The organism is Paralysiella testudinis, assembly GCF_016894345.1.
GTDB classification, from domain to species: domain Bacteria; phylum Pseudomonadota; class Gammaproteobacteria; order Burkholderiales; family Neisseriaceae; genus Paralysiella; species Paralysiella testudinis.
In genome coordinates this window covers 1,087,962-1,105,780 of sequence record NZ_CP069798.1, presented here as the reverse complement: position 1 = coordinate 1,105,780, position 17,819 = coordinate 1,087,962, and the positions used below count along the sequence as shown (strand labels likewise).

At 52.2% G+C, this 17,819-nt stretch carries 23 protein-coding genes; 3 read left to right on the top strand and 20 right to left on the bottom strand.

Annotated elements, in window-relative coordinates; translation table 11 throughout:
* Positions 1-25: 25 nt before the first annotated feature.
* The 7 genes from JQU52_RS05630 to JQU52_RS05600 form a co-directional block, all read right to left on the bottom strand.
* Positions 26-1,099: a relaxase/mobilization nuclease domain-containing protein gene (locus tag JQU52_RS05630; protein WP_230340159.1), complete on the bottom strand. Its 1,074-nt coding sequence runs from the start codon at positions 1,097-1,099 to the stop codon at positions 26-28.
* 10 nt (positions 1,100-1,109) lie between these two features.
* Positions 1,110-1,646 (bottom strand): plasmid mobilization protein, encoded by a 537-nt coding sequence (locus JQU52_RS05625; RefSeq protein WP_230340158.1) that lies wholly within the window; start codon positions 1,644-1,646, stop codon positions 1,110-1,112.
* Positions 1,647-1,766: 120 nt separating this feature from the next.
* The gene (locus JQU52_RS05620) at positions 1,767-3,545 is read right to left on the bottom strand and encodes an ADP-ribosyltransferase-containing protein (protein WP_230340157.1); all 1,779 of its coding nucleotides are present in this window, start codon (positions 3,543-3,545) and stop codon (positions 1,767-1,769) included.
* A 157-nt stretch (positions 3,546-3,702) separates the two neighbouring features.
* The gene (locus JQU52_RS05615) at positions 3,703-7,842 is read right to left on the bottom strand and encodes an LPD7 domain-containing protein (protein WP_230340156.1); all 4,140 of its coding nucleotides are present in this window, start codon (positions 7,840-7,842) and stop codon (positions 3,703-3,705) included.
* A gap of 92 nt (positions 7,843-7,934) precedes the next feature.
* Positions 7,935-8,540, bottom strand: coding sequence for a hypothetical protein (locus tag JQU52_RS05610; RefSeq protein ID WP_230340155.1), 606 nt, complete (start codon positions 8,538-8,540; stop codon positions 7,935-7,937).
* A gap of 46 nt (positions 8,541-8,586) precedes the next feature.
* Positions 8,587-8,976, bottom strand: coding sequence for a hypothetical protein (locus JQU52_RS05605; protein ID WP_230340154.1), 390 nt, complete (start codon positions 8,974-8,976; stop codon positions 8,587-8,589).
* 2 nt (positions 8,977-8,978) lie between these two features.
* Positions 8,979-9,737 (bottom strand): cyclin family protein, encoded by a 759-nt coding sequence (locus JQU52_RS05600; protein ID WP_230340153.1) that lies wholly within the window; start codon positions 9,735-9,737, stop codon positions 8,979-8,981.
* A gap of 122 nt (positions 9,738-9,859) precedes the next feature.
* Here JQU52_RS05600 and JQU52_RS05595 point away from each other — a divergent pair, with 122 nt between their 5' ends.
* Together JQU52_RS05595 and JQU52_RS05590 are read left to right on the top strand one after the other, a co-directional pair.
* On the top strand, positions 9,860-10,114 hold the full coding sequence (locus JQU52_RS05595) for a type II toxin-antitoxin system Phd/YefM family antitoxin (protein WP_230340152.1): 255 nt from the start codon (positions 9,860-9,862) through the stop codon (positions 10,112-10,114).
* A complete protein-coding gene (locus JQU52_RS05590) occupies positions 10,111-10,374 on the top strand; it encodes a Txe/YoeB family addiction module toxin (protein ID WP_230340151.1) in 264 nt (87 codons plus the stop codon). Before JQU52_RS05595 ends, JQU52_RS05590 begins: the two co-directional genes overlap by 4 nt.
* Before the next feature lie 29 nt (positions 10,375-10,403).
* Here the strand turns inward: JQU52_RS05590 and JQU52_RS05585 are convergent, their stop codons facing one another.
* The 7 genes from JQU52_RS05585 to JQU52_RS05555 form a co-directional block, all read right to left on the bottom strand.
* Positions 10,404-10,925 carry a hypothetical protein gene (locus tag JQU52_RS05585; protein WP_230340150.1) on the bottom strand — a complete coding sequence of 174 codons (522 nt, stop codon included), beginning with the start codon at positions 10,923-10,925 and terminating at the stop codon, positions 10,404-10,406.
* A gap of 94 nt (positions 10,926-11,019) precedes the next feature.
* On the bottom strand, positions 11,020-13,020 hold the full coding sequence (locus JQU52_RS05580) for a type IV secretory system conjugative DNA transfer family protein (protein ID WP_230340149.1): 2,001 nt from the start codon (positions 13,018-13,020) through the stop codon (positions 11,020-11,022).
* 60 nt (positions 13,021-13,080) lie between these two features.
* Positions 13,081-13,587: a GNAT family N-acetyltransferase gene (locus JQU52_RS05575; protein WP_230340148.1), complete on the bottom strand. Its 507-nt coding sequence runs from the start codon at positions 13,585-13,587 to the stop codon at positions 13,081-13,083.
* A gap of 2 nt (positions 13,588-13,589) precedes the next feature.
* Complete coding sequence (locus JQU52_RS05570; protein ID WP_230340147.1) at positions 13,590-13,865, bottom strand: type II toxin-antitoxin system TacA family antitoxin; 276 nt, start codon at positions 13,863-13,865, stop codon at positions 13,590-13,592.
* A gap of 226 nt (positions 13,866-14,091) precedes the next feature.
* The gene (gene vapC, locus JQU52_RS05565; protein ID WP_328301398.1) at positions 14,092-14,487 is read right to left on the bottom strand and encodes a type II toxin-antitoxin system tRNA(fMet)-specific endonuclease VapC; all 396 of its coding nucleotides are present in this window, start codon (positions 14,485-14,487) and stop codon (positions 14,092-14,094) included.
* A gap of 11 nt (positions 14,488-14,498) precedes the next feature.
* A complete protein-coding gene (vapB, locus tag JQU52_RS05560) occupies positions 14,499-14,726 on the bottom strand; it encodes a type II toxin-antitoxin system VapB family antitoxin (protein ID WP_230340145.1) in 228 nt (75 codons plus the stop codon).
* A 114-nt stretch (positions 14,727-14,840) separates the two neighbouring features.
* The gene (locus tag JQU52_RS05555) at positions 14,841-15,269 is read right to left on the bottom strand and encodes a single-stranded DNA-binding protein (RefSeq protein ID WP_230340144.1); all 429 of its coding nucleotides are present in this window, start codon (positions 15,267-15,269) and stop codon (positions 14,841-14,843) included.
* 54 nt (positions 15,270-15,323) lie between these two features.
* On the opposite strand from JQU52_RS05555, the gene JQU52_RS05550 reads away from it, so the two are divergent.
* The gene (locus JQU52_RS05550; protein ID WP_230340143.1) at positions 15,324-15,677 is read left to right on the top strand and encodes a hypothetical protein; all 354 of its coding nucleotides are present in this window, start codon (positions 15,324-15,326) and stop codon (positions 15,675-15,677) included.
* A 29-nt stretch (positions 15,678-15,706) separates the two neighbouring features.
* On the opposite strand, the gene JQU52_RS05545 is transcribed toward JQU52_RS05550, so the two are convergent.
* The 6 genes from JQU52_RS05545 to JQU52_RS05525 all read right to left on the bottom strand — a co-directional run bounded on the left by JQU52_RS05545 (position 15,707) and on the right by JQU52_RS05525 (position 17,705).
* Positions 15,707-16,042, bottom strand: coding sequence for a hypothetical protein (locus tag JQU52_RS05545; protein ID WP_230340142.1), 336 nt, complete (start codon positions 16,040-16,042; stop codon positions 15,707-15,709).
* A gap of 102 nt (positions 16,043-16,144) precedes the next feature.
* Entirely contained in the window at positions 16,145-16,363 is a 219-nt protein-coding gene (locus JQU52_RS14850; RefSeq protein ID WP_379061289.1) for a type II toxin-antitoxin system RelE/ParE family toxin, read from the bottom strand.
* A 46-nt stretch (positions 16,364-16,409) separates the two neighbouring features.
* A complete protein-coding gene (gene relB, locus JQU52_RS05540; protein WP_230340141.1) occupies positions 16,410-16,607 on the bottom strand; it encodes a type II toxin-antitoxin system RelB family antitoxin in 198 nt (65 codons plus the stop codon).
* A 34-nt stretch (positions 16,608-16,641) separates the two neighbouring features.
* Positions 16,642-17,136 carry a thermonuclease family protein gene (locus tag JQU52_RS05535; RefSeq protein WP_230340140.1) on the bottom strand — a complete coding sequence of 165 codons (495 nt, stop codon included), beginning with the start codon at positions 17,134-17,136 and terminating at the stop codon, positions 16,642-16,644.
* Between the two features lie 76 nt (positions 17,137-17,212).
* The gene (locus JQU52_RS05530) at positions 17,213-17,605 is read right to left on the bottom strand and encodes a hypothetical protein (RefSeq protein ID WP_230340139.1); all 393 of its coding nucleotides are present in this window, start codon (positions 17,603-17,605) and stop codon (positions 17,213-17,215) included.
* Positions 17,559-17,705 (bottom strand): hypothetical protein, encoded by a 147-nt coding sequence (locus JQU52_RS05525; protein WP_230340138.1) that lies wholly within the window; start codon positions 17,703-17,705, stop codon positions 17,559-17,561. Before JQU52_RS05525 ends, JQU52_RS05530 begins: the two co-directional genes overlap by 47 nt.
* Positions 17,706-17,819: the final 114 nt, after the last annotated feature.

The window sequence follows — 17,819 nt, the reverse complement described above, 5'->3', positions numbered from 1 at the left end:
AGCCCTCACCTAAAATAAAACCGGACTATCTATCGATGTCCGGTTCCGGTGGAGCGTGGTTGTTGTTAGCGGAGGGTTCGGGTATTTGGCTGTTGTCTCTGCGCTGCAAATGCGCCGCAGCGGCATCATAGCTGTGCTGCGCCCGGGTGGTAAAATCGGCTTCATTAACCTCACGCGCCAGTTTGCTGATGATGCGTGCTTCGGTCTTATGTCCCATTTTGTACAGTTCTTTGGCAATCAGGCCGTATTCTTCAATGATGATGCCACGGGTTTGCATGGCTTCTTGTAAAAACGGGTGTTTGGGGCGGTCGCTGTCGGCCAAGGCGGTCATCAATTCTTGTGCCTGAGCTTTGTGTACATCACCGGCGTGGCCACGTTGGCGCATGGCGCGCAGGATGCTCGGCTCACCTTTTGGGGTGATGCCGCGATGCTGGCGTTTGGTAGCCGCACAAGGCACGCCTTGTTCACGCATTTTTTCAGCAAAGCGCACCCGCCATTCAAATAGATCATTTTTACGCGGATTGAGCCGTTGACCGAACTGATTGCGCATCAGTACGCACAAATGCACATGCGGGTGTGCCGGTTCATCGGGGTTGTCGGTATCGGTGTGCAGGGCGAAGGCGTATTGGTGGCCCGGGAATTGTTCGCGGGCGAATTCACGCGCGGCGTCCAATACTGCCTGTGGCGGGGTGCCTTGGGGCATGGACAATACGATGTTTAAGGCTTCCTTGTGTTTGCTTTCTTCCGGGATGCGCAGTCGCTGCCATTGTTTGAGCATGTCGTTAACGTCTTTTTTGCCGTCAATCTTTTCTCCATCTTGGGTTTCAACAGTAAGTTTGCCATTGCGACTGATGTAGTCCAAATGGTTGCGCACGCCTTTCATGCCGTTGCTGCTGCCGCTTTTGCGGCGCGGGATTTTAACCATGACTTCCGGTTGTTTTAAAGCGGCGGCGCGCAGGTTGGCCAAGCCGCTGCCGGGCTTGAGCGGCGTTAGTGATTTACGACGACTACCCAGTGCCATTCCGCCGCTGTTTTTGGCTTGGACGGCGCGGGTTTTGTAACCCAGAAACCAGTCGTCGATGTTTTTATGCAGGCTCATGTGTTTCCTTTCATTCAAACCGCGCGCGGTTGGCCAACAACAGCCTGCCGACATGTTCTGTATGCCGGTCAATCACATCGGCCAGTTGGCGGATTTCGGCAGTGGTGATGCTGGCCGCTTCCATCGCGTTCAACTGGCGGGCAATTTGATTGAGGTTGCGGCCGATGCGCAGCAGTTGATAGTTGGATTGATAGAGGGCGTCGACTTCAGCAGCCGACAAAACCGGATTTTTGCTGATGTAGGATTGGATGATTTGCCGCACCAAGCCGTTGACTGAAGTACCGTACTGCGCAGCCGCCGCAGCCAAATACTGTTTTTCAGGGGTTTGCAGACGGATAACGGTGCGTTCTTTGGCCAATTCTTCATCGGCCATGCCGGCAGGGCATGGTGCCAACGGGGTGGTTGCGGTAGCAGCATCACCCAGCACTTCCAACAATAAGGATTTGGCCAGCGCCGATACGCTGGCTTTGCCCAGTCTTTTCTCGGCCACCACTTGCAGCCGATTAAGGGTTGGCGGCTCCAAACCGTAAACTTTAAGCAATGACATAAGGCCTCATCAAAAACAAACCGCCCGGCACAAGGCCGGGCAGATGGGTGGGTAAAACAAGTGGTTGAAACCACTGGAACGGAGTGGATTGGGAATAGGTGGATTGGTTTTCAGGCAGCCTTAACGGTCAATTTCGTGGTCAGATTGATTATCGATATTGGCTGCTGCCGATGCCTGAGCCGATGTCATGGGCGAAACTGATGATATAACCGAGGTTTCAGGCAGCCTGAAACCCATAGGCACGTCCATCAGGTTGGCAGTTTGGCGGACTTGGTTTTCATAAAAGTTGGCCTGAGCTTCGGCTTTTAAGGCCGGCGGCATGGCGGCAGTGAGTTTTTCCATACCGTATTCCAACACAGCGCGGTGTTGTCGCTCAGCGTTCGTCAGCAAATAGCTTTGGCTGTGGTAATTGTCTTTGGCACGCGCCAGCCGCTGGGCGGCATGGTCGGGTTCGGTCGCCGTTGAAGATGACGAAGATGGTGCGGATGGCGCTTGGCTGTAACGGACACCCGTATTCAGGCGGTCGGGGTCGGCATTTTTACCGCTGTGGCGGTCAATCACGTGCAGCAAACCGAATACTTCGGCATGACCGAAGGCATTGTGCGGCTGGCGGCCAAATACTTGGTTTAAAACCGTACTCAGTTTTTCTGCCACACGCTGCAACGTGCCGGCAATGCCCGGTTTCACCGCCGCAGGCACTTTGACGCCGTAACGGGTTTCCAAAGCAGCGTAGTTACCGGTTTTTTGCGCCGCATACAGTTCAACCAAGGCTTCTTCCACCGCCACTTCACGCTTGTCGGCTGCCGGGTCGAAACGGTATTGCCGGCGTTCCTGCTGCACCGCATCGGCCAGTGCGCGCACGGTGCTGTTTTGGTCGGCATCCTGCATCACCGCCCGATAATCATCGAAATGCGCCAAAGCCACACCACGATGGCCAAGTTCATGCCAAGCCACCCATGCCGCCCGTTCCGGCGTTACCGTAGCGGCCACCAAGTTGATTTGGCCGCTGCGGCCATCAAACCAGCCTTCAACGCTGCCTGAAATCAGCCTCATGGCCTGATGCGGCGGCTGTTGCGCTGCATCAACCACGTTCACCAATACGGCTTTGTCGCCCAATACCTGTTCCAACTGTGCGCGGATGGCAGTGGCCGGGTCAGTTTGTTGCTGTTCTGTGTTCGGCGTAGCACCCGCTACTGCGGCAGCACCGATTTCGTGTTCGGGTGATAGCCGGTAGCGGATATCCGCCTCATTGGGCGCAAACCGGCCTATATTGTCGGTGGCCGATTTGATTTGCTCGGGATGTACGACAACCGATTCAGAACGGTTATGCACTCCGTCAAACTCCGGAAATAGTTTCAGGGCATCTTTTTTCAAAAAACCACGCATAAAAAAGCACTCTGCGGCTTCCTCCAAATGGAGGTTCTCATACGCCGCATCGTATTTTTCATCTTTCGTTGTTTCACGGTTTAAAGGATTTCTGATATTCAAAAACACTTCGGTAACATGCGAACCAAACTGACCCAGCGGGTATTCAGAAAAATAAATCCCATCGCCACTCAAGCCGCCGTTGGTTCCTTGTCTGAACACGGCTTTTCCGGGCTGTTCTGCCAAAGGATTCCACCCGCTTGTGTGGTACATCACCAGCGGCTCGCCGGTGTTTTGGTTAATCACTTTTGATGCGTTGGCGGGATCATTTTCCCAATCACCAAACCACGCTTTGAATTCTGGTGTGCGCACTTGCTGCCATTGCAGATAGGTTAATTCTGTTTGCCCTGCCGCTTTGGCTGTATCATAAATCTCTTGACTGTGGCCGGCAGCAGCAGGCGCATGGCTGTAGCGAATGTCGTTTTGCTGCGGATCAAAGCGTTGCGACACCTGTTTATTATCCGTATCCATCATGTCGTTCATCCATAAAAAAGCCCCGGCACAAAGCCGGGGCGCTGGGTTGGACCGTAGCGATCAAGCCGTCACACCGTGGTTGCAGACAATTGCACGCTGCAATCCCGCCGGGTTATTGCTATCACCATTCCTGTGAGTAAATTATTTATTAGCTTGATTAACGATCCACTTCCGGTTCATCCTGTTGTTCCTGCTGCCCGCGTTGCGACTGCGCTGCCGTTGGCTGAACCAAGCTGTTGCGCCCGGCATCATGCGCCGTTGTCTGTGTCTGCCCGGGTGACGGAATTTGCATCGGGTGCGGCAAATCCAGCTTACTGCCGCGCATACGTTGGGCGGTGTTTTCATAAAAATTACGCAAGGCCTCGGTGCGGGTATCGCCTTGCACATCGCGAATCACATCCAAGGTGTTGCGCTCGTAAAACGCCAATTTGGCCTTGGCAGTTTTGCTGAGTTTTTCTGCTTTGGCCATGTAGTTGTCTTTGGCTGCCTGAAACGAGACATCCAGTGCGGCGGTTTTAAGCTCGCCGGCGGATTTGGCTACACCCGCAGGCACGCTGTTGTCGCCAATCGACTGTAACGGTATATCGATGTCATTGTCGGCACGCACGGAAACATTCACTTGTCCGGCATCCGGCAACTGGCTTTGCGCCACCATGCGGTCGGCCGCCGACAAGGCTGCTCGATCCGGCTGTTCCGCTACAGTATCGGCACTTGGCTCGCGGCTTTTGTCGGCTTCGGCAGCCGGAGCGGCTTGCGGGCGCATGGCGGTCTGAGGCGTGACCACATCCATTTGCCACACATTGCGTGTAACCGATTTCTGCTCATGCCCCACCACTTTGCCGTCGCTGTTGTGCGCAGGCACTTCGATTTCCACCGGCTGTTTGCCCAGATTGTGCAATTCAATGCGGTCGCCCACATCGGCGCCGGATTGGCGCAAGGCATCCGGCAAACCGGCACCCCACACCGTGCGCTCGCGTCCGTTTGCTTCCAACCGTACAAAGTAGCTCATTTGCTTGTCGGGCTGGTTTTGATATGGGGCGGCACCGTGAGCAAGAATGCGTTCACCGGCAACGGCAACTGGGGCATCCGTTTGGGCTGTGATGGTGGCTTCTGCGGTGGGCTTAGCCGCTTGGGCAGCCGCTGTTGTCGGTTGTACCGGTGCCGCGGTGGGCGCGGTGGTGTGCACCGGCGGCGGCATTGCCGCCTCAATGCTGTTCAACGATTGCTCGGTGCGCAGTTTTTCAACCAGAGCGAGATCGGCGGGCGTGGGGGTATAGCCACGGGTGCGGATGCCCTGGCTTTCCGCCGCCACATACATCATGCTTTTAAATTCCTTGCTGCCTGAAAGTTTGATGCTGTCCCAGCCTTTAGCTTTGGCCACTTCCAGCATGTCTTTAACGGTTTGCGCATCGGTTTTGGCGGTGCTGATTTTTTTGCCGCTGTCGGTAAACATCACCGTGGTGCCGTTTTCAGCGGCAAGGTATCGGCCGTTGGCACAGATATAGCGGTGGGCAATGCCGTCCGGCGGTGCCTTGTATTTCAGGTCGGTAACCGGGGCGGCGGTACGCTCATACGGCGGTGACGGTGCATCAGGCTGTTCGGCGTAATCCGCAGCGGTAGAGGTGTCGGCCGTCCGGTCGGCCGGTGCGGCTGCTTGTGCTTGTACCGGCTCGACCACCGGCGTTTCCCAACCGGCAGCGGACTTATGGAACGCAACCCGCTCGCCATCCAGCGTTTGGCCGATATAGCGCTCCATACCGCGCTCATCAGCCGCCATTTGGGCATCAACCGCAGTGGCATAGGCGTTGCGGCTGTCGGCATCGTCGAGCTCGAAATGGCGGAACAGCGATTCGTGGTAACGGACGGCTGTTTGCGTTGTGGGCGTGGCAGATGCAGCCGTGGGTTCAACAGGTGGTACCGATGCGGTTTCCGGGGCTGCCTGAAACGGCGGTAAATCTTGGCGGCGGGTGTCGTCGTATTCAATACTGTTGCCAGTATCGGTAATTTCGGTAGCGCTCATATTGGCTGGTTCCGGATGTAACAAAGCCGCCTTATCGGCGGCTTGTTGGGGTGAATCGGTGGGTGGCTGAGGTACGACTGGCGGTTCGGGAAACACTAAGGCCGCCTGATGGGCGGCCTCTTGGGGGTTTATTTCTGACGGGTTTGCCCGAACCGGCTCCCCTTTGGGTAAGGATAATTCTGTTGCAGCCATGCCAAGTTCTGCTGCATTTCGTGCCGCAGCGATTCGATCTCGGATGTGCTCAACATCCGGGGCTTTGCGGAGGTGTCCGGCTTCGCCTTGAGTGAGTTTGTCGATTCCATAACCAAATTCCTCTTTCCAGTAATGATCCATGCGGTCGCCATGCTTCTGCTGGATGGCGTCCATCATAGAGGGTTTAATCACAATATTCAATGCGCCTTCGTGTGCGGTCATCACCGCCGCACCAATCACTTTGCCGCCCCGGTTTTCAATATGGCCTTTCAAGGCGGCAATGGTGCTGCCCACCGATAAGGTGTCGTCCATAATCAGGTATTCACGCCCCGGCTCGACATTGCCGGTGAAGGCCGGTTGGAGAGCCAGCCGGTGGTCAATACCGGCACCGGTACGGCTGACTTTATTGGCCTGTTGGATGGCCGTATCTACCGGCAAGTCCAAACGGCGGGCAAATTCATGCGCCATGGCCAACGGAATCTGATTTTGTCCGGCGGCTTCAACGGCATAAACCGGAACAATAGCAGGCTCGCGCCCACTCAATAAATTCTGCACTTGCCGAACCGTATCATCGTTGACCAATCTTTCAACCAAAATGGCTGCCTGAACAATATCCCCACTTTTGGCTGCCTGATATTCCGGTTCTGCTTTCAAGGCACCCAAATCACCATTGCGCAGTACCGGCGGGAAATCACCCCAAGCACTGCGTTCGGATTTTGGCCAAGCCGCTTCGGCATCAGCCTCGACTTCAGGCTGTTGCGGTTCCGCTTCCCAAGCCTGGACCGAACGCAGCCGTGCCGTCATTTCCATCATCAAGTTAGGCAGATGCGACAGCATCAGCTGCTGCCCGCGAAAATGCGCCAAATAACCGCCATCCGCTTGAACCGTGCCGGTATCCAGCTTATCAATCATCACTTCATCATCGAATCCCGCCAACGTAACCCGGGCAATTTCCCGCCCGCCGGACAGGGTTTCGGTGTGGATAACCATATCTTCAGGCAGCCTTAATTCTGCCAATTGTTGGGCAAATGACGGTTGCGGCTCATTCTGTTGTGCCACCGTCTGCTCCGGTGCCATTTGTGCCTGTACGGCAGCGGCACCGGCCAGTTGCTGCAAATCGTTAAAATCCGAAGGCAGGCGGATTTTGCCATCGGCATCAACGCGGCCATGTTCGGCTTGGTAACGCTCAATCTGTTCGGTACTGAATTGCGGCATCACCACGCGGGCGCGCTCACCCAAAAATGCAGCCGCTTCTTGCGCTTTTTGGATACCGGTGCCGCTGACATCGTTGTCGGCGGCAATGGTTACAGCAATATCGGCAGGCAGGGTTTGTGCCAATCTTGCAGCGACAACGGGCAAGTTGCCGGCATTGAAGGTCACCACCACCGGCAAGCCTGTGGCTTGGTAAATACTGGCAGCGGTGGCAAAGCCTTCGGCCAGCACCACGCCATCGGCCATTTGCCCGGGGTCACCGACAAAAGTATGGCTGCCGCGCAGGGCACCACCGGCCAAAAAGCGTTTGCCACCGTCCGGGCCAATAAACTGCATTGATACGATTTCATTGTTTTGCAGCACCGGAATCAGCAGATTGTGTTGTCCTTGATAATGGCTCTGTTTGATTTGGCTGATAATTTCGGCAGCAGTAATGCCTTTGGCCAGCAAATACGGATGGTTGCCATGGGCGGCACCGTTGCGCCCCCACAAACGCTGTGCAGTCTGTTTGGCTTTGGCCTGCGCCGCTTCGGTAGTGCGCTGCTCTTCCATACGCCGCTGCGCTGCTTCGGCAGCCCGGCGCGCCTGTTCGGCGGTGCTGGGCGGTACATAAGGTTTGCTGGGTGCGTAGCCATTTTGGCGCGCTTCATGAAACAGCGAATTGATGCGGACAAAGCCGGGTTTTAGGCTTTTCCAGACATCGCGTGCAGCCCGAGGCTGGTAGTTTTCAGATTGCTGCGACCAGCGATCCCAAATGGCAAAACCATCTTCACCCAATTCATCTTTTAATGCCGCACCGATTTTAAGCCACATCTCACGCTCGTGCGGATCGACATGGTTGATGGCGCTGTGGATTTCATCTATATCGCTCATGGAAGGCTCCAAAATAAAAACACCGCCCGGATTGGGGCGGCGACAAAGGTTTAAACAGCAGAAATTTCAGGTTTGGCGTGCAGATAAGCCGGTTAGGGTGCAGGCTGGTTTTGTGGGGCCGATTCAGCGGCCAACCAATTCAGAATGGATTGGCGGCGGGTGATGCCCCCTCGAACGGAACCCAGAACGGCATAACCGGTGTGCGGCGTCCACCCGAAGATGAGGCGGCCGGCCATATTGAACGATGAAACCAACAAGGAAATCGACAATATGAACCACATAAAATTGATAAATACATCTGCATTTTGCAGACTATTGAGCAGTTCCTGCCAATATCCGTTTCCCTGCATCGCCACCAACAGCAGGCACGCACATAAAACCAACGGGAATACCCGCACTGCGTTGGCAATCAAGGAAAATACGTTGTCGATGATGAACCGAATCTCGTCTTGCCATCGTTCGGTAAACCGTCGGCCGATACCCGGACCCGCTGGAAGATACCCGGCCACCACTTGCAAAAATGCCTCATAAGGCACCCGGTAGGTTTCGCCACCGGTAGACACCACGGCATCATCACCGTCTTTGTACAGCAATTCGATACCGCACTGCCGGTGCAGGCGCTGCATCAGTAGGTCGTTGTCGATATGGGTGGCCGGATTGTGTTTACGGCGGATAAAGTTAAGGATGTTGTTCTGCATTTTGCTTGTCCATAAAAAATGCCGGGCAAGCTGCCCGGCGTTGGTGTTAAGTTGCAAATAACCTTACTGTTTTATCTTTTTTTTTCAATATTTTTAACTCATTCAATATCTGAACGCAGTAACGCATGTTTTTTTCGGCTTCAATACGTTTAAACGGTGCATCCAAATTATAGTCTGCCTGCACTCTGATTTCTTTGCTTAACTTCAGTAGCCCACCAATAGTACGTAGCGCCCGTTCAGGTTGGCGGTGATAGCAATTAATCAATTGTTGATGAAATCCGCTATTGGTGTGTATTTCAAAACTCAATTGTTCATACGCATACTCAAAGCAGGCATGATATACCGTATAGTACGCACGGCTTGCTGCCGTTCTATTGCCTGCTTCAGAAACACCAAGACAGCTTGATGCATAAGCAAAAAAATCACCAGCATCCATGCTTACAATCCTCCCGCACGGACATCTACCGATACACAGCCTAAATCTGCCTTATGCCCGTATTCAAAATCAACCAGCCTTTCCGTTAAGGAAATGCCCGTATCAGCCAACACGGCCACATCTTGCGTATCAAGGTAAATTTGCAGTTGGAAACTGCCGCCATCGGCGATGCAGTAAGAATAACCACAATTCAGCACTGTGGTACCGGATTGGTGGCGCACATGATTTTTTGCCAACAGGAATGCCGATGCCAATAACGACGGTGAAATTTTATTCTTATCCAGTATGTATAAAGCCCAATAGACATCCAAGTACTTATCCGGATTGTTCAGCAAGCGATAAATATGGCTACCAACAGCAAGCAGGCCACAGGTAATCGCTATTTGCATCATGTACAACAATGCGTCCGGCTCATTTCTATATTTATGGAAAGGAATACTTTCCAACAGCGCATTGATTTCGGCAAACTCACCTGACAGTAAGCAAGACTGAATACGATAACATTCAAACAACAACTCACCGTTTGAGGCTGATATGGATTTAAAAATTTGGGTGCTTTCTTCCTTATCCCCTTCGGCAGCATGTTGTAAGGCCACTGTAATCCTACCCCATATGGCAGTAGCCGGATTTGCCAAAACCCGACTGACAAACTCATGTACGCGGCTTTTATCGCGAAAGCCGCTAAGCAATAATTGATGCAGATAAAATTGCTCAGGGCACATAATGGGTGGAGTAGCGATCATGGTATATACAGGTATCATTTAATTCTCCTCAATATAACAGAAACGGGGGAATGCCGCAGGCCATCAACAACCATTGCGTACAAAATTGCGTACCTGTACAATAATAAGTACGCATTAAGTAAAATCAAAGGAAACCGCCAATGGATACCATGAGCTACTCTGCTTTTCGCGCCGGATTGGCCGGAGTGCTGGATAAGGTCAACGACAACCACAAGCCGGTTTTGGTGACCCGCCAAAACGGCAAACCGGCTGTGGTGATGAGTTTGGAAGATTTTCAGTCTTACGAAGAAACCGCCTATCTTATGGCCAGCCCCCCTAATGCCGAGCGCCTAAACCGGGCAGTGGCGCAGATTCGCGCCGGAGAAACACAACAACACGGGATGCTGGAAGAATGATGTTGGCGTGGGCCGATGATGCTTGGGACGATTATCTGTATTGGCAGCAAACCGACAAACGCATGTTGAAACGCATCAATATGCTGCTGAAAGACATTCAGCGCCAGCCATTTAGCGGATTGGGTGATCCTGAACCGCTGAAACACAATTGGTCAGATTTCTGGTCACGCCGCATCGACAAAGAGCACCGGCTGGTTTACCGCGTCAGTAATGATATGGTGATGGTGGCACAGTGCCGTTACCACTATGGCAAGCTTTGAGCACGGTCAGTATATTCAGATGAGCACCGTCATGGTGTGCCGGCAGCCGCTTTAACCACAACAGTACGTATTTTGCGGACAAACTCAGGCGGGCTGCCCGGCACAATCAGGTTCGACACAATGGCCTCAATTATCCGGGGTTTATTTACGATGCCGTGCAGACCCGCTGGCCGCAAATCATCATCGGCAACCCGTGCTGTCTGCGGCAAGCCAAACAGCTTGCGTTCCGATTCGTCCACCAAAAATCCGGCCAATTCCTGCATCACATAGTGGCTGAGTAAGGAATCATCCTCGATTTTGTGCTCAAGATAGGCGCCCAATAAAAACCGACGGCGTTGTGCAATCCGCTTTTGGGCAAAGTGTTTTCTTAAAAAGTGGTTGAGTATTTGCCGGTTGATGTTGACGTTTTTTTCAACTGCCAAAAATTCAATGATTTTTTGTTCTGGTAAGCCTTGTTCCCATAATGAAAAAATCTCATCGGCATAAGGTTTGAGTTTGGATTTTCGGGTGGTTGGTTTCATTATTGCTTTCTCCATAAAAATACCGGACAAGCCCGGCAATCATCACATCATAAATAGTGTTCTGTGGTTCTCTATTTTTCAGGCAGCCTGTTAACAAGTATGTAAAACTGCACCAAGAAACCGGCTACCCTTTCATCAAAGACTGAAACACCGGCATACTGTTGATGCCAAGACCGGTATCAATCGATGCGCTGACTTGCTGTATAAATTCAGGAGGGCTGTCCTGCCGTATCAGGCTGCCGAATATGACCTTAATCAGTTCGGCCGGATTGCTCATGTCGCGCCAGTCGCTTTCGGGCATGGTTTCATCTGTCACATACTGTGCCATCGGGGTAATGCCGATTAAGCGTTTATGCGTCTGTACCCTCAGTGCCGGTACTTCGGGCAGTACCAGATTGGCACGCTTGATAAATACAGCTTCCTGCCAGTAGATAATCTTTTGCGCGTAAATCGGCCGCGTGTGGATCAGGTTGATGATGCAGTCGCCTTTGGGCATCAGTTTCAATTCCTGCGGCAGCATCAATGCACGGCGTTGATCGCTGACGTTCTGCCCGCGGCTGCTGCCGCGACCGCTGGAACGTGAAGTGGATTTGGCCTTATAAGTTTCATAGCCGATCATCTTGCTGTATTCCTCGGCATCGTTGTCTTCACGCGGCGGAAATACAATCTGGCAATCAAAGTTGGTGAAGAAGGTACGGGTGGCTTCGCGTCCGTATAAATCAACTACTTGTGACGGTGTTTGGATAATAATCAACAGCCGCAAGCCGTAACCGGCAATATACGACACGCCGTGCTGTACTGCCGGGATGACGCCTAGGGCGGTAAATTCGTCCATCAGTAAGGCGCATTGGTATTTCAGGGCTTGGGGGTTGTTTTCAGGCAGCCCTTGCTGGACGTTCACACCGACCAGTTGTGAGAAGAACAGATTGGTCAGCCGGGCAAAGGTGCCGGTTTCGGTGGGGATGATGCCGACGTAGATGGTCATGCGTTGGCGGCGTACATCATCGAGGTGGAAATCGTCATCACCGGTGGCCGCTTCCACCACCGGATCCAGAAACACGCCCAAAGGTGCGGTCAGCGTGGCGAGGATGTCGGCACCGGTTTTGGCATTGCCGTTGGCAAAACCGTACAACAGGGTTTTGCAGTTGCGGCTCAACATGGTGTGCGGCTGCTGGTCGCGCAGTTCGATTTCTTCTTTAATCCATTCGCCCAGAGGTTTGCCGCCTTCGGGCGCAGTCAGGCGGAACAGGTTGGCCAAGGTGGTTTTTTGTGCCGGATCGGTCAGATCGCGCTCGTGTTCGGTTTCGAGCATATACAGCGCCAGACCCACAAACAGCTTTTGTGCCGATTCGGCAAAAAACATCGCCGAGCCATCGCCCTTATTGGGGCGGGGTATCAGGATTTGCGCCATATTGCTGATGTCTTTGTACATATAGGCCGGATTGCGGCGGATGTAAGTCATCGGGTTCCAGCGGTGCGAAACCAACGGGGCATTGGGGTTGCGGGTGTGCTCGGGCATCTGCCCGGACGGATTGAACAGAAATACTTTCTGCTTAAGCATATTGGCACGAAAACCGCCGGTGATAAGGAAGTTTTCTAATTTGGGGTCGTACACCACCATACTGCCCCAATAATGCAGGCAATTCGGAATCACCGAGCTGACGCCTTTACCGGAGCGGGTGGGTGCGGCCAGATACAGAAAGGTGTTGCTGCTCCAGCGCAGAAACCGGTTGTCTACCTTGCCCAACAGTAAATCGGGATAATCTTCGCTGCTGAATTGCTGCTTCAGCAAACCGGCTTGGGCGATTTCAGCCTTAAGTGCAAAACGGGAAGAGCCGTGCAGTTCGCGCTTTTGTGGCAGCAGCAGAGCCAACAGCACCACCGGGAAAGGCAATAAGGCACATGCCCCGGCCACAGCCATGCTGCCCCACAGCGGTGTGTGTAAGGCTTCAGGCAGCAAATGGCGGTGGCTGAAATACTGATACAGCAAGGTTAAGGAAGGCTGAGCCTGTTTCAGGCCTGCCCATTCGACAAAGACGATGCTGCCCAGAAACAGGCCGCCGATGCCGAACAGTAGGCTTGCCGATACGGCCAAGAGTAAGGCGGGGGCGATTTTATTGTTCATGGCGGACTCCCATAAAAAAACCGCATCGGGTGGATGCGGTGGGGGTGGTAGTATGAATGTTCAGCAAGCTTTGCCAACATTGGCCAACGGATAAAATAATTTATCTGTCTTTTCTGTAAAAGAAATAAATCCGAAATGACGGTAAAACGCCACAGCCCTATCGTCTTTGGCATCAACCACCAAAGCATAGGCTGCAATTTCAGATGAAGCTGCTCTTAGTAAACCATCTGCCAGCAGTGCGCTGCCTAAATGTTTGCCCGTATGCTTGCGGTCAATGGCCAGCCTGCCCATCAATACTGCCGGCACAGAAGGATAACGAGGCAGTTTTTTGCGCATGGTTTCCGGCAAATCAGTCAATGCAACACTGGTGGAAGCAAGAGTATAGTAACCTGCAATCTGCTGCTGTGTCGTTACCACCATAAAACAGGCTGCTATACGCCGCTTAATATCTTGTGAAACCTGAGTTTGCAGATAATGGTTAAGCACTTCGATATCGCAGCAGAACGCTTTACGATCCAAAGCAGTATCAAAAGGCAAAATGCGGTATTCAGGAACAGATAAGGCCATTATTATTCGGCCAGCAATTGGGTATGATGCAGAAAAGCACGCTGCAAAGCTTCATTATGTTGTGGCGGTTGTATTAACGCCTCAGCAAATAAATGCTGATCGCGTATTGACAACTGCAATACTTCCGTTTCGGAAATGGTTTTTTGTGCAGCTGCCTGCGCTGCACTGATGACAAAGTCACTCAAGCTACGCCCTTCCAACTCGGCAGCCCGTTTCAGCATTGCATGTATGTCTTTACTTACCCGCGCTTCAAGACGGGCATTGGCTAATGTGGCCATTATTTTTCCTTAATCTACATGAATGTAATGTATCACATCTGAATTGTACGGTAATTAGCCGTACAATTCAAGCAGCACCAACTTTACACTTAACACACAAAGAGTAAGGCGGGGGCGATTTTATTGTTCATGGCGGACTCCCATAAAAAAACCGCATCGGGTGGATGCGGTGGGGTGGGTATTTAAAGATAAAGTACGGATTTCAGGGGCTAGCTAACTTGCAATCTTATTGTGCAGCCACCCAATTTTCAGTTCTTAATCCCGAAATACAGTCAAATTCCCTTAAATTATTGCTGACCACGATTAAACCCCGGCTACGGGCATGTCCTGCAATCATGCAGTCGTAACTACCAATCGGTTTGCCGGCCTTTTTCAGTTCGGCGCGGATTTGTCCGGTGTGGTATGCGGCGGCTTCATCAAAATCCAGTACCATCATCCTAGCCGCAAAACCTTCCACAGCCGCAAATGCTTCTTGCGCCCGTGCTGATTTTTCAGCACCGAATACCAATTCCATCAACACCACCGAACTGATGCACATTTGCGTGTGATGCAGGTTAAAGGCTTGGCGCACTTCTTCAGGCTTATTTTTCATGGTGTAGATGCAGATATTAGTGTCCAGCATATATTTCAGCATTACAAAGCATCCCGTTCTTGTGCTGCCGGCTGCGCCCGTTCACTCATAAAATCATCAGGAACCGGGGATGCTGCAAACCAAGTATCCCAAACCTCATCCGCAGGCATCAGCACACGTGTACGTCCAATAACCACTACCTCCACCCGTTTTACCTCTTCGGGGAAAGCGACCTGTTTCGGTAGGCGTACAGCTTGGCTTTTATTGCTCTTAAAAATAGATGCCTGCATTGTTATCTCCTTATTTATAATCTACATTTCTTAATGTATATCTCTTGAGGATATATATTACACCGGTGCACGGTAAAGTCAAGTTTAATCATATCAATGATTGCCGGCCACACCTTACAAACATTCACTCAAACTGCTTGGTCGCTGCCCCGGCATCGCCGGTTGTGTCACGACATCAGCAGCGGCTGCGTTATCTGTTTTAGGGGTACGTAAGGCAATCATCTGCACCGAATCGGCCAGAATTTCCCAAGTGGTGCGCGGCGTGCCGGTTTTGTCGGTATAGTGGCGGGAGCGCATTTTGCCGTGCACTTGGATGCCGTCGCCGGCATTCATCAGCCGGCAAACGGTTTCGGCCTGATTGCCATACAGCAGTGCCACAAACCATTCGGTTTTTTCAACATATTCGCCGTTGTGGCGGTCACGGTATTTTTCAGAATAGGCGATGTTGACGCTGGTGGCGGCGGTGCCGTCGTTCAGGTAGCGTAATTCGGGGGTTTTACCCAATAAGCCCATCACGGTGATGCGGTTGAAGAATGGGGTCATAATAAATTCCTGAATGATGAGATGACTGATGATAAAAACAGGGATGAGAATAAAATGAGCCAAAAGAGCCAAAACGATAAATTTACTGAGGCAGGCATTGATTTTTTGACACAGCTTTTAGCGGTGCGCGACGATATCGAACAACTGAAGCAGCAGCAGAAAGCCACCCACCGGTTTTTGGACAAGCTGTCGTTATTCCTACTGGAACTGTTGGCCACCGCCAAAATGGATGGCAGCAAGGCCGAATTGCTTAAAAATCTGGTGACCCATATTGATGACTTTTATTTGGCCACCGCCGCTGACGAATCGGGTTCGCATGATGCATTTTGGGCAGAAATGAATACCCGTATTGAAGCGGTGGTGGCATCGGATAATGAAGCGGATACGGCACTGCCGGATACTCAATGATTTTGGCTTTAACGGCACCGGAACAGATACTATTCCGCCGGCTTGTATACCACACCCGCAGCAGCAAGGGCGCGCGCCCGAATGGCGCAGTCAGGTTTTTTGGGCGGCAATGGTGCTGCCGTGGCCTGCGCGGGGTGTAATTTGCCGCCGGCAACCGCACAGGCCAGCCAACCGGCAAAGGCCAGTCGGTAATGCAAGCTTTGGCGCCGGTATTGTCGGTCGGCGGTGCTTTCGGCATCGTCACCCAAGGGCATTTGCCATTCACCGGTAAAAAAAGCGGCCTCAAATTGAGGCCGTTGTTGTTCGATTTGCGGCGGTGCCAGCGTCTGCATTAGCGCTGCCATCGCGATGGGCGTTGGAATCATGTTATTTGCCTGTGAGAATGAGGGGTTTTAAGGTTGTGTTTATTTTTTTGCTCACCGCAATGCACAATAAAAAACCGCTGAGAGAAGCAGCGGTTTTTATGGTCAGTTCGGGTAATTTTTTCTACTGTGAACCACGTTCAAAATTTCTACTTTGCCCGGTGTTATGCGGTAAACGATAATGTAGTTCGGATGCGGAATTTTTTCGCGGGTGCCGGGTACTTTCCCAACACGATTCGAGTAAGGGTTTTCTGATAACCGTTCTGCTGATTCAAACAGCAACCGCTCCATTTCAGATGCTGCAATCGGATTATTTTGGGCAATATAATCAACGATTTAGATTAAGTCCCACACAGCAGCATCTTTCCACTCAACGGCCAGCACGCGCGACCTTCCTACGCTCAAGCTCTGCGCGGACAAATGCGATTGCTTCATCATGCGAGCGGTTAGGCTTGGTGTCGGTCATTGATTTTTCGACTTTGGCGCGGAGCCAGTAGTCATACTCTGCGGCCGCAGAATCGGTTTCAAATTCGGAAATCAACGGATCAAGTTTTAAAGCGGTATTCATGACTTAATTCCTTTTTGAATGAATTTATTATAGCTTATTCTGGGCGCTGGTGGCGGAAGTCTTGCGGGTACACCGGATTGGCATCCTGCCACAAACCGCGCTTTTGACGGCGGGCAGTTGCTTCGGCGTTAATATAATCGGCACCGGCATAGCGGCGGTATGCCCATGCCCAACCGGCGGCAATCATCTGCCGGTTGATGTCGCTGCCATCCAGATAAACCGTACCGACCAAACGGCCGTAACGGTCAGTATCGCTGATGCGGATATACACATTCCGCCGGTAAATGTATTGTGACAAAGCCTGTTTTGCCCGCCGACCGTATGCCTGTTTGCTTTCCGGCGCATCAATACCGGCTAGGCGGATGCGGTGCGGTGTGGCGGCAGCCAGACAGGTGATGGTGTCACCATCACTGATGCCAACCACCCGGCAATTAAGCCGGGTGTCTTTCAGGCTGCCTGAAGGAGCGGCTGTTGCCGGTGCTGAAAAATAAGCGCAAAGCCAGAATATGGCCAACACATAACGCCACATGGAAACCCCTTGTTTATCAATACGGATATTGAATAGATTCAATCGATGTCGATGTTGATTCAGATTATTTGGATTATCAGTGCTCATCGTGCCTGTTTGCCTGCATAGGGTTACCGGTCACACCCAAAAGTGAACCGCTTTGCCGGCACTGCCGGGCAAATTCATTGGAGGCTGCTATTGAATCTGCGAGGGTATACACAGGGCATCTATTGTCCCCGGCAAACACATGCCACCGGCACAAACCCTCAGGCAAATCCCGGTGTGAACCAAAGCCGTTTTTTTTCGGCATTGCAGCCTGCCCGTTTGTGTGCACTGCCATCCAGCCGATGAAGGGCAATAAGTAGGCATCGGTATAAGGATATGACAGCCCGTGGAGATGGTAGCTGCCACGGGCGGAATTCAAACAGGCTTGGGCATATTCATCAAAAAAAAACAGCTTCAAACCGAGGCTGCTGTTGTTGGATTTCATGTGGGTCAAAAACCCGGCCGGGATAGTATTTCGCCATCAGTACGTGTATCTGCTGCATCACATTGGCCATTTCATTGGCCGGTATTTGATTGTTTTGCATGAGTTACTCCTTTGTTTTATTCAAGATGGTCTCAGAAAGGGTGACTGTTCTTTCCCGGACAGGCTGTGCCCAACCCGCCCGGGAAAAAACCCTCCGCCGCAGCGAAGGGTTAAG